The sequence below is a fragment of the Aquimarina hainanensis genome (genome assembly GCF_042684685.1).
In the GTDB taxonomy this organism is placed as follows: domain Bacteria; phylum Bacteroidota; class Bacteroidia; order Flavobacteriales; family Flavobacteriaceae; genus Aquimarina; species Aquimarina hainanensis.
The window spans coordinates 990607-1004267 of record NZ_JBHULX010000039.1 but is presented as its reverse complement, the minus strand read 5'-3'; the positions used below and the strand labels follow the sequence as shown (position 1 = coordinate 1004267).

The 13661-nt window shown below is 34.3% G+C and carries 12 protein-coding genes; 4 read left to right on the top strand and 8 right to left on the bottom strand.

The features are described from left to right. Positions 1-17: 17 nt before the first annotated feature. Entirely contained in the window at positions 18-461 is a 444-nt protein-coding gene (locus ACFSTE_RS20300; protein ID WP_378255415.1) for a type I restriction enzyme HsdR N-terminal domain-containing protein, read from the bottom strand. A gap of 26 nt (positions 462-487) precedes the next feature. On the opposite strand from ACFSTE_RS20300, the gene holA reads away from it, so the two are divergent. Then, entirely contained in the window at positions 488-1492 is a 1005-nt protein-coding gene (gene holA / locus ACFSTE_RS20295; RefSeq protein WP_378255413.1) for a DNA polymerase III subunit delta, read from the top strand. A gap of 11 nt (positions 1493-1503) precedes the next feature. On the opposite strand, the gene ACFSTE_RS20290 is transcribed toward holA, so the two are convergent. Then, positions 1504-2238 carry an SDR family oxidoreductase gene (locus tag ACFSTE_RS20290; protein WP_176029846.1) on the bottom strand — a complete coding sequence of 245 codons (735 nt, stop codon included), beginning with the start codon at positions 2236-2238 and terminating at the stop codon, positions 1504-1506. Positions 2239-2531: 293 nt separating this feature from the next. Here ACFSTE_RS20290 and ACFSTE_RS20285 point away from each other — a divergent pair, with 293 nt between their 5' ends. Continuing rightward, positions 2532-3782 carry a cystathionine gamma-synthase family protein gene (locus ACFSTE_RS20285; RefSeq protein WP_378255411.1) on the top strand — a complete coding sequence of 417 codons (1251 nt, stop codon included), beginning with the start codon at positions 2532-2534 and terminating at the stop codon, positions 3780-3782. Positions 3783-3799: 17 nt separating this feature from the next. Here the strand turns inward: ACFSTE_RS20285 and ACFSTE_RS20280 are convergent, their stop codons facing one another. Both ACFSTE_RS20280 and fumC read right to left on the bottom strand, forming a co-directional pair. Further along, on the bottom strand, positions 3800-4255 hold the full coding sequence (locus tag ACFSTE_RS20280) for an Lrp/AsnC family transcriptional regulator (protein ID WP_176029848.1): 456 nt from the start codon (positions 4253-4255) through the stop codon (positions 3800-3802). Positions 4256-4798: 543 nt separating this feature from the next. Further along, positions 4799-6196 (bottom strand): class II fumarate hydratase, encoded by a 1398-nt coding sequence (gene fumC, locus ACFSTE_RS20275; RefSeq protein ID WP_378255409.1) that lies wholly within the window; start codon positions 6194-6196, stop codon positions 4799-4801. A gap of 184 nt (positions 6197-6380) precedes the next feature. Here fumC and ACFSTE_RS20270 point away from each other — a divergent pair, with 184 nt between their 5' ends. Continuing rightward, the gene (locus ACFSTE_RS20270; protein WP_176029850.1) at positions 6381-6557 is read left to right on the top strand and encodes a hypothetical protein; all 177 of its coding nucleotides are present in this window, start codon (positions 6381-6383) and stop codon (positions 6555-6557) included. A gap of 79 nt (positions 6558-6636) precedes the next feature. On the opposite strand, the gene ACFSTE_RS20265 is transcribed toward ACFSTE_RS20270, so the two are convergent. Beyond that, the gene (locus ACFSTE_RS20265) at positions 6637-9078 is read right to left on the bottom strand and encodes an outer membrane beta-barrel family protein (RefSeq protein ID WP_176029851.1); all 2442 of its coding nucleotides are present in this window, start codon (positions 9076-9078) and stop codon (positions 6637-6639) included. A 338-nt stretch (positions 9079-9416) separates the two neighbouring features. Here ACFSTE_RS20265 and ACFSTE_RS20260 point away from each other — a divergent pair, with 338 nt between their 5' ends. Continuing rightward, complete coding sequence (locus ACFSTE_RS20260) at positions 9417-10919, top strand: hypothetical protein (RefSeq protein WP_378255407.1); 1503 nt, start codon at positions 9417-9419, stop codon at positions 10917-10919. Positions 10920-10992: 73 nt separating this feature from the next. Here ACFSTE_RS20260 and ACFSTE_RS20255 read toward each other — a convergent pair whose 3' ends face one another. From ACFSTE_RS20255 to prfB, 3 genes are all read right to left on the bottom strand, one after another. After that, the gene (locus ACFSTE_RS20255; protein WP_378255406.1) at positions 10993-11994 is read right to left on the bottom strand and encodes a hypothetical protein; all 1002 of its coding nucleotides are present in this window, start codon (positions 11992-11994) and stop codon (positions 10993-10995) included. Between the two features lie 153 nt (positions 11995-12147). Continuing rightward, entirely contained in the window at positions 12148-12489 is a 342-nt protein-coding gene (gene arsC, locus ACFSTE_RS20250) for an arsenate reductase (glutaredoxin) (RefSeq protein ID WP_378255404.1), read from the bottom strand. 18 nt (positions 12490-12507) lie between these two features. After that, positions 12508-13606 (bottom strand): peptide chain release factor 2 gene (gene prfB, locus ACFSTE_RS20245; RefSeq protein WP_378255402.1). Its coding sequence is split into 2 segments (ribosomal slippage): positions 12508-13542 and positions 13544-13606, totalling 1098 coding nucleotides; the frame shifts between segments, so codons are not numbered across the junction. Positions 13607-13661 lie beyond the last annotated feature (55 nt).

Genomic DNA, 13661 nt, shown 5'->3' with positions numbered 1-13661 from the left:
AAGTAACTTTCTGCCTCTTATTTATAATCAGGAAGATCTCTTAGAAAACTATAACATTGCTCTTGGTAATCCATCTGGCAATAGTAATGATTTAAGCCATTACTGATCATAAGATAATCAGCATTTAACACCAGATTGTACCGGGCAATTTGATCAAAAACTTCCTGAGTGATTTTTACTTTATCAGATTTGCATTCTACAATAACGTTAATTTTCCCATTTGGTTTGTATACAATTACATCATATCGTTTGGTCAATCCGTTGACTTTAATCATTTTCTCTACATTGATTAAACTTTCGGGATATTTTTTGTGTTCGATTAAGAAATGTACAACATGCTGACGGACCCATTCTTCGGGGGTCAATATGATAAATTTTTTGCGAATCCGATCAAAAATAGAAACTTTATTTTCGCTATTTTTGAATCGAAAGTTATAATTAGGGAAATTAAGTTTGACCATACCACAAAAGTGATGATTTTTTCTGAATGGAGGAAGTAAAGAAGATTGTAAGTGATATAAAAAATGGAAATATTAAACCCATTTATTTTTTGATGGGGGAAGAACCATATTATATAGATAAGATTAGTGAATATATAGAAAAGAATGTTTTAGCGGAGGAGGAGAAAGGGTTTAATCAGGTAGTTTTATATGGTAGGGATGTAACAGTGGAAGAAATCGTATCTAATGCTAAACGATTTCCTATGATGGCAGAACGACAAGTCGTTATTGTCAAAGAAGCACAGGAATTATCCCGAACAATAGAAAAATTAGTGTCGTATGCAGATCATCCACAACCGACAACTGTTTTGGTGATGTGCTATAAGTATAAGAAAATAGACAAGCGTAAAAAACTCTATAAATCGGTAGCAAAGAGCGGAGTGATTTATGAGAGTAAAAAGTTATATGAAAACCAGATAGCTGATTGGATTAGAAGAGTACTTTCTGGAGCTAAATATCAGATAGAACCCAAGGCCGCCCAGATGTTAGTAGAGTTTTTAGGAACGGATCTGGGAAAAATTAATAACGAGCTTGAAAAATTAAAACTCATCCTTCCCAAAGGATCTGCTATTACAGCATCTCATATAGAAGAAAATATAGGAATTAGTAAGGATTTTAATAATTTCGAATTGCGGAAAGCAGTGGGAATGAGAGATGTTATAAAGGCTCATCGTATTATTAATTACTTTTCTCAAAATCCAAAGGATAATCCTCTTGTTGTAACAATCTCCCTGTTATATGCATATTTTTCTCAGGTGTTGCAATATCATGGTCTTAGCGATAAATCCAAGGGAAATGTAGCGAGTGCCTTAAAGATTAATCCTTATTTTGTGAGTGATTATGCAGATGCTGCAAAAAACTATCCCATGAAAAAAGTCAGTCAGATTATTGCATTGTTAAGAAATGCAGATGTAAAAAGTAAAGGAGTAGGGGCGGCAAGTTTACCGCCCGGAGATATTCTAAAAGAACTGCTGGTGAAGATCATGGGATGAACACAAATACCTTATACTTTGGGATTGGTCGCAAATACAGTCGCTTCTGTGATAAAGCCCCTATCATCCATTTCCAGTAAACTCGCAATGGTGTGTGCAATTTCCAGACTTCGTAATTTAGTGCGTTTTTCTTCTTGGGTATATTCCTTTTGTCCTCTAGTATCGCCATTGTTCAATATATTATTAGCAAAGTTGGTCATTACCTCACTGGGGTTGACTAACATTACTCGGATATTATGTGCTCGAAGTTCATTTCTCCAGCTTTCTGTCATTCCTCTCAGAGCAAATTTAGTAGCTACATAAGGAGAAGCATTAGGAGAACCTTTTAGAGCAGAAGTAGACCCAATATTAATGATGTTTCCTCTGTTTTGATCTATAAATAGTTTAGCACTCTCTTTAGCAGCTAGAGTAGCTCCCAGAATATTAGTCTTAAATTGTTCTGTGAATTTAACAGCATCTATTTCGGTGAGTTTTGATATGTAGCCAAAACCAGCATTATTAATCAGTACATTTAGCCCTTCCATTTTTTGATTGGCAGTAGCCACCATTTTTATTACATCCTCTTCATTAGTGATATCTGCTTTGACATATGAAATATCTAGGGCTTCTGCAATTTCTTTTAGGGTAGTTTCGTTTCTTCCGCTAATAGTAACAGCAGCTCCTTTTTCTTTTAGTAATTTAGCAGTTTCTTTTCCTATTCCGGAGCTTCCTCCTGTGATTAATACTTTTGCTTCTCTGATATTCATTTTATAGGTATTTGTTTTTATTCAAAAATAAGGTATGTGTTCTAAATCTTTTGTTAAACAGGTTAGGTGTTTTGTAATTTAATTTTCAGTTTTATCAGTGTAATTGTCTGTCAGCAATTTTGAGAAGTTTATTTTTCTAAATTCGAGTGTTGAAAAAACGGTATAAAGAAAAATAATCTATTATTTTCATTTTTAAATAAAATAAATCTATTTTTTGATATAAATTCAGATTTATTTGTCTTTTGGTTACATTTACGTAGATAATTTGTTAAAAATAAAGGAATAATTCATTTATGAAACGAAAAGATTTAAATCCGGAAAGTCTGATGATGACTTATGGGTATAAGCCAGAGCTTTCTGAAGGTGCTATTAAGTGTCCTATTTTTCAAACTTCCACATTTGTTTTTGAAACTGCGGAAGAAGGAAAAGCATTTTTTGAATTGGCTTATGGGCTTCGGCAAAAAAAACCAAAAGAAGAATTAGGATTGATATATAGCAGGATTAATAACCCTAATCTAGAGATACTGGAAAATCGCTTATGCTTGTGGGATCAGTCGGATGATTGTGCTGTTTTTGAGAGTGGAATGTCAGCGATAAGTACTTGTTTGTTAGAGTTTTTAAATCCGGGAGATTTATTAGTGTATAGTAATCCATTGTATGGAGGTACGGATCATTTTATCAATCATTTTTTATCAAAAATAGGAGTACATACTATTGGGGTGATGCCTAATCAAAGTATAGAAGAAGTTGCGGCTTTAATAGAGGCTAGTGGAAAGAAAGACCGGTTAGCTATGTTTTTTTTAGAAACTCCTGCAAATCCGACAAATCAGTTGTTTGATATAGAGGGATTCAGTGAGCTAGCTAAACGCTATAGTACAGGAGATAAAAAAGTATTGATAGGAGTAGATAACACTTATATGGGACCGCTTTGGCAGCATCCTCTACAATGTGGAGCAGATTTAGTGGTGTATTCGGCGACTAAATATATAGGAGGGCATAGTGATTTAATTGCGGGGGCTGTTTTAGGTAATAGCGAGCTGATAGGCAGGGTCAAAGTTCTACGTACTTTTTTAGGGAATATGGTAAGCCCGCATACGGCATGGCTGTTATTGAGAAGTTTGGAGACATTAAAGGTTCGGATGGATCAACAGACAAAAAACGCAAGTCGAATCGCAGCGTTCCTGAAGGAGCATCCAAAAGTAGAAAAGGTATATTACTTAGGACTTTTGGAAAAAGAAGAGAAGGCATATGCTGTTTATAAAAAGCAATGTAGTGCCCCAGGGGCAATGCTTTCTTTTGATATTAAAGGAGGAGAGAAAGAAGCGTTTACGTTTCTAAATCGCTTAAAATTAATAAAACTGGCGGTTAGTTTGGGGAGTACAGAAAGTTTGGCTCAGCATCCAATGACGATGACACATGCAGGAGTAGATCCTGAACACAGAAGACAAATAAACATCACAGAGAAGCTAGTTCGTCTTTCGATAGGGGTAGAAAATAGTGATGATATTATCTGGGATATCGAACAAGCTTTAGGGGTAGAATGATAATCTTATGATACTGCTTAAGGAATCGGTAAGAAAGAAAAATCTTTGACCTCTGTCATAACAAAAGAGCTTTGTACCTTGGAAATATTTTCCAGAGAAGCTAACTTGTTTGATAAAAAATCCTGGTATTGTTCCATGTTTTGAGCATATATCTTGATTAGATAGTCAAACATACCGGCTACGTGATAACATTCTACAACTTCTGGAAATTGAAGAATATCTTTTTCAAATTTTTTGAGGTAATCGGTTTGATGAAGGTTTAGAGTGACATTGCAAAAAACCATTAATTGCAAGCCGGCTTTTTTTCTATCCAGAATTGCTTTATAGTTTTTTATAAACCCATCGCGTTCCAATTTTTTTACTCTTTCGAATATAGGAGTAGTGGTAAGGTTTAATCGTTCAGCGATCTCCTTTATGGTAATTTTGCCATTTTTTTGTAGGAGTAGTAGTATAGATTTGTCAATTTTGTCCATGTGTGAGAATATTATTTTTCTATAAATGATGTCTAAAATTCCTTTTAATAGAATTTAATTCTATTAAAACGTAAATGTAGGTTAAATATTCTGTTTCTTTCTTTTTATTATGGTTTAAATTCTGTATTACTTACTTTTAACCTGTTTCAGAGATAGATTTGCCAGGCTTTTATCCTGAGTAGAGTTTTAGTGTAAATTAATAGATAGGCTTTCTAGATCCATTGGACATTGGATAGAATAACAAAAACTTTATGAAGGGTAAATAACTGGCAATAACAAAAATAGGATAGTTTTTGTGATGTCTGGGTTAGGAAGTTAGTGGTTAATTTTTAGAAGTCTGTGCTTCTGTAAATTGAATAGAGTACATTTTTTTTAGGAAAAGGATATTACTCGTTTTATGGAAGGATTGTTATCAGTTATACATATAAAAATGTTTATTCCGGCCCAGATTTTTCAAATCAAAATACAATAAATCTCATATCAAAAAGACCTCCTGTATTATCAATAATGCAGGAGGTTTTGTTTTTAGTAGTATTGAAGTCTTTATTTAAGACTACCTACCATATCTTCTGGTTTTACCCAATCTTCGAATTCTTGTTCAGTTACATGTCCAAGTGCGATAGCTTCTTCTTTTAATGTGGTTCCGTTCTGATGAGCGGTATTGGCAATTTCTGCAGCTTTATAGTAACCTATTTTGGTATTCAATGCTGTTACAAGCATTAATGAACTGTTTAATAGTTCGGTAATTCTTTTGTGATTAGGTTCAATACCTTGTGCGCAGTGCGTATCGAATGATACACAAGCATCTCCTATAAGCTGAGCACTCTGTAGTAAATTAGCAGCCATTACAGGTTTGAATACATTTAATTCGAAATGTCCTTGCATTCCTCCTACGTTGATCGCTACATCATTACCCATTACTTGAGCACATACCATAGTTAGTGCCTCACATTGCGTAGGGTTTACCTTACCAGGCATGATAGAACTTCCAGGCTCATTTGCAGGGATGATTAATTCTCCGATACCACTTCTAGGTCCTGATGCAAGCATACGGATATCATTTCCTATTTTGTTTAATGAAACCGCTAGTTGTTTTAGTGCTCCATGTGTTTCTACAAATGCATCATGTGCCGCCAATGCTTCAAATTTATTTTCGGCAGTAATAAAAGGAAGTCCGGTAAACTGAGCGATAAATTCAGAAACTCGTTTTGCGTATCCTTTAGGAGTATTCAGTCCGGTTCCTACTGCTGTTCCTCCCAATGCCAATTCAGCTAAATGTGGCAAGGTATTTTCCAGCGCTTTTAATCCGTGATCTAACTGAGAAACATATCCGGAGAACTCTTGTCCTATCGTTAGTGGAGTGGCATCCATAAAATGCGTTCTCCCGATTTTAACAACATTTTTGAAATCTTCCGACTTCTTTTTAAGAGTGTCTCTTAGTTTAGTAATTCCAGGAATTGTCGTTTCTATAATTTTTTTATACGCTGCGATATGCATTCCGGTAGGGAATGTATCGTTTGATGACTGTGATTTGTTTACATCGTCATTTGGTTGTAGGGTTTTTTCTCCTTCTCCTATCGTTTTTCCTGCTAATTGATGTGCTCTGTTAGCGATCACCTCATTAACATTCATATTACTTTGGGTACCGGACCCTGTTTGCCAGATAACTAACGGGAATTGATCATCGTGTTTACCTTCTAGGATTTCATCACATACCTGAGAGATAAGCTCTCTTTTTTCGATAGGTAAAGCACCTAATTCACAATTCGTATAAGCAGCCGCTTTTTTTAGGTAAGCAAAACCATATACGATTTCTAATGGCATAGTGGCTGGAGCACCAATCTTAAAATTATTTCTGGAACGCTCTGTTTGTGCTCCCCATAATTTATCAGCTGGTACTTTTACTTCACCCATGGTGTCTTTTTCTATTCTAAATTCCATAGTACGATGATTTGAATTTTTAGGAAGGCAAATTTAAGAATTTGAGCCACTATTTTAGCATAAACGCTCAATTTTTAACGCTTCCTGAAGGGCTTTTTTTATTTTTTAAATAATTGCAGTTTATATTATGAGATATAGGATAGAGTTGCTATCTTTGCTCAAAATTGAAAATTAATAAATTGTTATGTTTGAATTTGATCAATATCTTGGTTTTTTAGCATTTTTAACGATTCTTACCATAGGATTCTGGTTATTGATATTTTTATTAACTTTTGTAGTACCTTATTGGATTATAGGAGCTAACTTAGAAAACTTTAAGCTAAGAAGAGAGGCTAAGAAAAAAGCAAGAGAGCAGGCATAATATATTTTGATATATACTATTAAAAAGGAGCTATTCAAATAGCTCCTTTTTTAGTTCTTAATGGGGTGATAACAGAGGTTTATGGGGTGCCAAAACCTTCACCTCCTTCATTGTCAAAAGTATTCCGAGATCTTTGTCTTTTCTTTTTCTGATTAAACCTATAAGTGAATGCAAGGACAAAACTTCGTTCTCTCCATTGGAATTCACTATCTGTTCTAAAAGTATCTGTAGTAGTGATACTCATTCTTTTTCGAGAATTGAATATGTCATTAACACTTAAGGTCAAAGAAGCTCTTTCTTTGAATATATCTTTACTGAAAGCTGTGTTGGCACTGAACATACTCTTGTATTCGTTCTGAGCATTCTCATTAGGTCCTCTATACATCATAGTGGTTTGCCAATTGATTTTATAGGGAAGTGTGAGTTTATTACTTACACGGGCAAACCAGCTAAACGTATCTTCATCAAATGATTCTTCATTGTGTGACCCTCTGATACTGTTGGCAAAAGCATTGAAGTTTCCATTAATGCGCCATTTTCTATTAGGGCTATATGTGATGGTGAATTCAGCTCCATACCGGTCAGAACGAGATAAATTGATAGGGTTTAATCTTGTTATAGGAACTTCGACTCCCGGATCAGTATCATTTTCTTTGATGACGATGGTTTCCCCAGTATCTTCTCGTATAAATGTAAATACCTGAGTAGCCCGATTGTAATAGATGGAGGATTGCAATGTAAGTTTTCCTATTTTGTTAATGTATCCCAGGTCAAAAGCATTGGAGTAGCTAGGATCTAAGTCTGGATTTCCCTGAAAAAGACTGGTAGCACTTGATCTGGAAGGGAATGGATTGATAAAACGAGATCGGGGACGTCGGATTCTCCTGTTGTAACCGAGTGTTATGGTTTCGTTTTCTGATATGCTGTATCCTAAATTAACTGTCGGAAAAAAATCTATGTAGTTTTTCCTGGAGAAATCATTACTGGTTTGTTGGTCTATAGTGATTCTGGTTCCTTCCATTCTTAATCCCATTAAGTATGACAGCTTTTGTGTTTTTCCTCCAAATTGTCCGTATACAGCATTTACTGATTCTCCATAATGTAGTATGTTAGAAAGTCCTTCATCTTTAATAATAGTACCTAAGCTATCTTTTTCTACGAGATTGTTTGTAGCTAAATCATTAAAATTTCCCCGATATCCGATTTCTATTTGTTGTTGTTCGTTCAGAGGAATAACATAATCTGCTTGTAATAAAATACGATCTTGCTGTTCTTGTGTATCCACCATTTCAATTACCGAAATGTTATCCTGGGTGATATGGGATAATTCTGTTTCTTCGCTGTTTTCTATTTGAAAATCAACTGTTAGTTTGTGATTGGATTCACCAAAGTCCTTTGTGTAATTTAATGAATATTGTCTGGTTTTATCATCTTCCTTTTCGGGGTTAAAACGGGTAAAGCTACTGATAGGGGCTCCATTTATATCTTTTTGAGTAGTTATATTTGTTGTATTATTATCATTAGCACTGGATCGATAAAGAAAAGAAGCGGTTAATGAAGAACTGTCGTTGATATACCATTCTACTCCTGTGTTGACATTTACCCCTTTTCGAATTCTATCGAATGTGCGGTCTTCTTCAAGAAAGGTATCTGGAGTCTCTGAATTAAAATAGTGCGTTTCTAAAAAAGAATTTCCGGGAGATTCTCTATATGTGTATCCAGAGGTCGTAAATAAGTTGAAATTTCCTGTTCTGTAATTGATGTTTCCTGATACTCCAGCAAGAAAAGGATATCCGGTTGTGGTTGTTATGGCTCCGTTTAGTCCTTGAAGTTTACTTCTTTTTAAAATAACATTGACGATACCTGCAGTTCCTTCAGCATCATACCTGGCAGAAGGGGAGGTGATTACCTCTACCCGTTCAATAGACTCGGCAGGGAGTTGTCTCAAAGCATCGGTACTGTTTAATCCTACTAAACCCGAAGGTTTTCCGTTGATTAAGATGCGTACATTGTCATTTCCTCGCAATGCGACATTTCCTTCTACATCAACAGAAATAGAAGGTACATTGTCCAGAACATCACTAACCGTTCCTCCGCTAACTGTTAGATCTTTTCCTACATTATATATTTTTTTGTCTAGTTTAATGTCTACCGTTGTTTTTTCTGCAACAACAAGGACATCATCAAGAGATTCAGTGTTTAATGCTAATGCGATCGTTCCCAGATCTACATCTGAAAAAAGCTTTCTTTTATTGAATCGTTTGGTTTCAAATGAAATAAATTCTATCCGAATATCGTAAAGACCTACTGGAATGCTAATGGAGAACCTTCCTTGTTGATCAGTTATTCCTCCTGTAATTACCTTTTTTTGTTTGGGGCTATAAAATGAAATGGTGGCATATTCCAGAGGAATGGAAGAGTCTTTGTCAATTACAGTACCGCTGATAGAGACCTCTTTTCTTTGCGAAAAAGTAAAGAGGGATAAAAGGCAAAAAAGAATTACTAATGTAGTTTTTTTCATTTGATCTATTTTAATATAAACTTTTAATGTGTAGTAGGGCTGTAGCACATAAGATCTAAGACCAATTAATTGTTTAAAGGATTAATTGTTTAAAAGTTAAAGTATTGTTAATAGGGAAGGGGGTTTTAGGTAATTTATTGGTATTCATTTGTTTGTGTGTTTATTCTTGTCAGAAGAAGGATTAAAAAAGTACAATAGTAATAATTTATACTTATCATAAGAAAAATGTATATGATGTTTTTTTTAAAATGGTTTAAAATTTTTTTTTTGCAAAAAAAAGAAATAGATGTATTAATCTATTGATTTATTGGTTTTTAATACGAATTAATATAGAAAAAATGACAAGAGGTAAAATTAGTGTTGTATTTATTTTAGTTATGATGATTTTTGGATGCTCATCAGAGAATGATGTGCAAGAAGAAAGCTTTTTGGATACAGTGATCACGCTAGAAAACCCTATCCTGGAAAACATATTATTAAATGAATTGGTGATTGATACGGATTCTGATGGAAAAGGAGATGCAAGTCTGGATCAAAATAAAGATGGAAAAATTCAAAAAACAGAAGCGGATGCAGTTTTTAATATGATTCTTAAGAGAAGTGATTTGCAAGGGGGAGATGAAAAATTAACATCCCTAAAAGGAATTAAATATTTTGAAAACTTATTTACTCTGGATGTAAGTGGGCATGATTTAGAAACGTTAGCATTAACAAATTTAGAAATAAGAGAGTTGGTAGCTGATGAGAATGCTCTTAGATCTGTCGATACTAAAAAACTTCCTAATTTAGAAAAGGTATCGTTACAGAATAATCAGTTAGTTGAAGTAGATTTCTTTTGGAATCAAAAACTTCATACTATTGAATTGGATAATAATAAGCTGATAACATTAGATATTAATGCTCATGAAAAAGTAGTTTCGTTATCAGTAGCTAATAACCGATTGTCGCGGTTACTTTTGAATATTGACAAAATTGAACTTTTGCAAAATCTTAATGTTGTAAATAATGAGTTGGAATGTATTGGAGTGCCAGATGTTATCTATGCGGATACGAATATCAGTTGGAAAAAAGATACAATTACATTGTATGCTACTGATTGCAATCGTTCTGAAATCATTGTCTTTACAAATGAAACATTCAAAGAAGTGCTTCGTTTTGAAAAAGTTGTTTCATTAAATGGAGTTAACCTAGATAGTGATGTAGATTTTAATAATGATGGAGAAATTTCGTTGATAGAAGCAGAAACAGTTAGGGAATTAAACTTGAAAGATAAAGGACTTAACAGTTTGGATGAGATTAAATATTTTAAAAATCTAGAAAGGTTGAATATTGATAATAATCAAATTGCGGTACTAAATCTTTCTAAGAATCTGCACTTAAAAGATATTCAGGCAGAAAAAAATGGGATGACGGCTATCGATTTAAGTAAGAATCAAAAGATAGAAAGCATAAAACTATTTCAAAATAACTTAGTGAAGCTAGAAGTAAATAGTGAAGCACTAAGAGAATTGTCATGTGGCTTTAGTGGGCTTCAGGAGTTATCAATTCCATTGAGTAAACATGTAGAACATCTCTTTTTAGCAGGTAATGAACTGACATCTGTAAATATATCTCATCTTACCAAGATTAATTATCTGAATGTTTCCGAAAATAAACTGACATTTTTGAATATTAATAATGGAAATAATGAAGTACTTCAATCATTAGATACCAGTGATAACCCTGAACTACAATGTGTGCAGGTAGATGATATAGAGAAGGCAGAAACGTACATGAATTCGAATACTTCTTATGAGTGGGTTAAGGATACTCATACACAATATAAAGAAATATGTGAATAATAGTTTTGACATATTTAAAAATAAAAAAGCTCAGGAATTCCTGAGCTTTTTTATTTTTAAATAACGATGATTGTTACTTAACGATGACTTGTAAACCACATGATTGGTTAGCGGTTATGATTTTAGTTCCTTCTCTGGATGACATTCCTGCGCTAAAGGTATAATATTGATTTTTAGTGCAATCTATAGTGGAAACACTACTTCCATTTCTTATAACAGAACCGTTATTGGAGCCTTCTGTATAGAGGTAGATATCTTGTCCGGTTTGGTTGATAACAATTGCATAGCTGTTTTGAGCATGACTTTTTGCCATTTGATTTCGCTCCTTAATACGTTTGTATTCTGCAGAGTTTCTCCAGTCTTCATTTTTCTTTTTGATAGCCTTGAGGGTGAGATCAAGTACTGATTTAGTGTGTGCTACTTTGTTAGTATTTTCTGCTTTTTTAATCCATGTAGCATAGTGCTCTTTTTGTTTTTTAAAAGCGGTATCCAGATACTGCTGAAGTTTCTCATGGGGCTGTAACGCATTCATCTTTTTGGGAGACTTCATCGTCTCTTTCATTAACTTAAATTTACTTACTTTTTTGGGTTGATATTCCAGTACGGCCAGGAGGGTGTAGTTATCTTTATCTTTCCAGTTTTCAATCATATAGATTTTTTGGTCCAGAAAAACCAGTCTGTTTCCGTCTGTATAAGGATTAATTCTGGGAGCAAAACCGAGCTCCTCTTGCATTGATTTATTTCCTTCAAAAACCTTTTCTATGTATGTGATAGGGTATGCTTCATTATCAGGAAGAAACATAAGTTCTTTATTTTTGTCTGGTCGATCAGGATCCCCACCGCGTATCATATAAACTTCTTTGTGTTCAGGGAAAATCCTATAGTCTTTAATACTGGTAATTCGATATGTTAAGTCTCTGAGACCCCCTTCGTACTTTCCTGAAGAATTTCGGGTTGTTAGGTAAGAAAGATAGTTCCCCTTTTGAATATTGGTCAGCTGTTGGGTTTGATCTTGTGCTCTGGAAAAATCAATAAAGCAAATTATCAGTAATGTGAGCCAAGTAATTTTTTTCATATATAGTGTTTTAGTAATACGTCGCAAGTATAAGAAGCCCACTAAAAGTGAATATAAATTACTTAATGAATAGCGAAATGAATTTGTAAGCAGTAAAAAAGAGTTGCTTTCCTGAGAAAACAACTCTTTTAGATAGTATGATATATTCTTCTTTTAAAGAATATTTTTTACATTTTCAGGAGGTCTGCCTATAACAGCCTTATTATTGTTGATTACAATAGGACGCTCAATGAGCTTTGGATGTTGACTCATAATTTCTATAAGCTCCTGATCACTGTATTCATTTCCTTTGAAATTTTCTTTCCAGATAGCCTCATTTTTTCGAATGAGCTCGATTGGTTTTATACCCAAAAGAGAAATGATTTCAGATAATTCTTCTATTGTAGGAGGAGTGTCTAAATATTTGATAATGTTCACTTCTTTTGTGTTTTCTTCTACAATAGCCAGCGTCTGTCTGGATTTACTGCATCTGGGATTGTGATATATTGTTGTCATAATTATTATACGGTTGTGTTATTCATCGTTTCGCTGTCCCATCATCATTAGATATGCTTTTAAAAATGGGTTAATATTACCATCCATTACAGCATCTACATTTCCGGTTTCTTCACTGGTTCTAACATCTTTAACCAATTTATAGGGGTGCATTACATAATTGCGAATTTGAGATCCCCATTCGATTTTCATTTTAGAGGCTTCTATCTCATCACGTTGCGCTTGGCGTTTTTTTAATTCGATTTCAAACAGTTGTGATTTTAGCATTTGTAAAGCTTTTTCTCTATTGTCATGCTGTGACCTGGAATCTGAACAAGAAATCTGAATTCCTGTAGGGAAGTGAGTTAATTGCACTTTCGTTTCTACTTTGTTTACATTTTGTCCTCCGGCTCCACTGGATCTAGAGGTGATGATTTCGTATTCAGAAGGGTTAATGGCTACTTCGATACTATCATCTGCAAGTGGATAAACATAGATGGAAGCAAAGGAAGTATGACGCTTAGCATTGCTGTCAAAAGGAGAAATTCTGACAAGGCGGTGTACACCATTTTCACCCTTGAGCCATCCAAAAGCATACTCGCCTTCAATTTCTAAGGTGACTGTCTTAATTCCTGCAACATCTCCTTCTTGATAATTGAGTTCTTTTACTTTGTATCCTTGTTTTTCTGCCCACATTAAGTACATTCGCATAAGCATGCTTGCCCAATCACAACTTTCCGTTCCTCCGGCTCCAGCTGTAATTTGTAATACGGCACCCATGTTATCACCTTCATCACTCAACATGTTTTTAAATTCCAAATCCTCAATAACAGTAATAGATTCATTATAGCGATCCATTACTTCCTGCTCGCTACTTTCTCCTTCTTTATGAAATTCGAAGAGAACTTCTAAATCATCTACCAAAGAGACTGCTTTGTCATAATCTGCTACCCACTTTTTTTCTGCATTTAAGGCTTTCATTATCTTTTCTGCCTCCTGTGCATCATTCCAGAAATTGGGAGCAAAGGTTTTTTCTTCTTCGTTAGCTATTTCTATAAGTTTGGCATCAATGTCAAAGATACCTCCTTAACGCAACCAGGCGCTTTCTAAGATCTAATATCGTCTCAGTATTGATCATAATCGTTTACTTTTTTGGCAAAAATAAGATTTAACAATTCAGCAAGAAACAAATT

Excerpts from the sequence above, each read along its gene's own strand:
- holA (WP_378255413.1), top strand. The coding sequence starts at position 488 with ATGGAGGAAGTAAAGAAGATTGTAAGTGATATAAAAAATGGAAATATT.
- ACFSTE_RS20290 (WP_176029846.1), bottom strand. The coding sequence starts at position 2,238 with ATGAATATCAGAGAAGCAAAAGTATTAATCACAGGAGGAAGCTCCGGA.
- ACFSTE_RS20265 (WP_176029851.1), bottom strand. The coding sequence starts at position 9,078 with ATGAAAAAAACTACATTAGTAATTCTTTTTTGCCTTTTATCCCTCTTT.
- ACFSTE_RS20260 (WP_378255407.1), top strand. The coding sequence starts at position 9,417 with ATGACAAGAGGTAAAATTAGTGTTGTATTTATTTTAGTTATGATGATT.
- ACFSTE_RS20280 (WP_176029848.1), bottom strand. The coding sequence starts at position 4,255 with ATGGACAAAATTGACAAATCTATACTACTACTCCTACAAAAAAATGGC.
- arsC (WP_378255404.1), bottom strand. The coding sequence starts at position 12,489 with ATGACAACAATATATCACAATCCCAGATGCAGTAAATCCAGACAGACG.
- ACFSTE_RS20255 (WP_378255406.1), bottom strand. The coding sequence starts at position 11,994 with ATGAAAAAAATTACTTGGCTCACATTACTGATAATTTGCTTTATTGAT.
- fumC (WP_378255409.1), bottom strand. The coding sequence starts at position 6,196 with ATGGAATTTAGAATAGAAAAAGACACCATGGGTGAAGTAAAAGTACCA.
- ACFSTE_RS20285 (WP_378255411.1), top strand. The coding sequence starts at position 2,532 with ATGAAACGAAAAGATTTAAATCCGGAAAGTCTGATGATGACTTATGGG.
- ACFSTE_RS20300 (WP_378255415.1), bottom strand. The coding sequence starts at position 461 with ATGGTCAAACTTAATTTCCCTAATTATAACTTTCGATTCAAAAATAGC.
- ACFSTE_RS20270 (WP_176029850.1), top strand. The coding sequence starts at position 6,381 with ATGTTTGAATTTGATCAATATCTTGGTTTTTTAGCATTTTTAACGATT.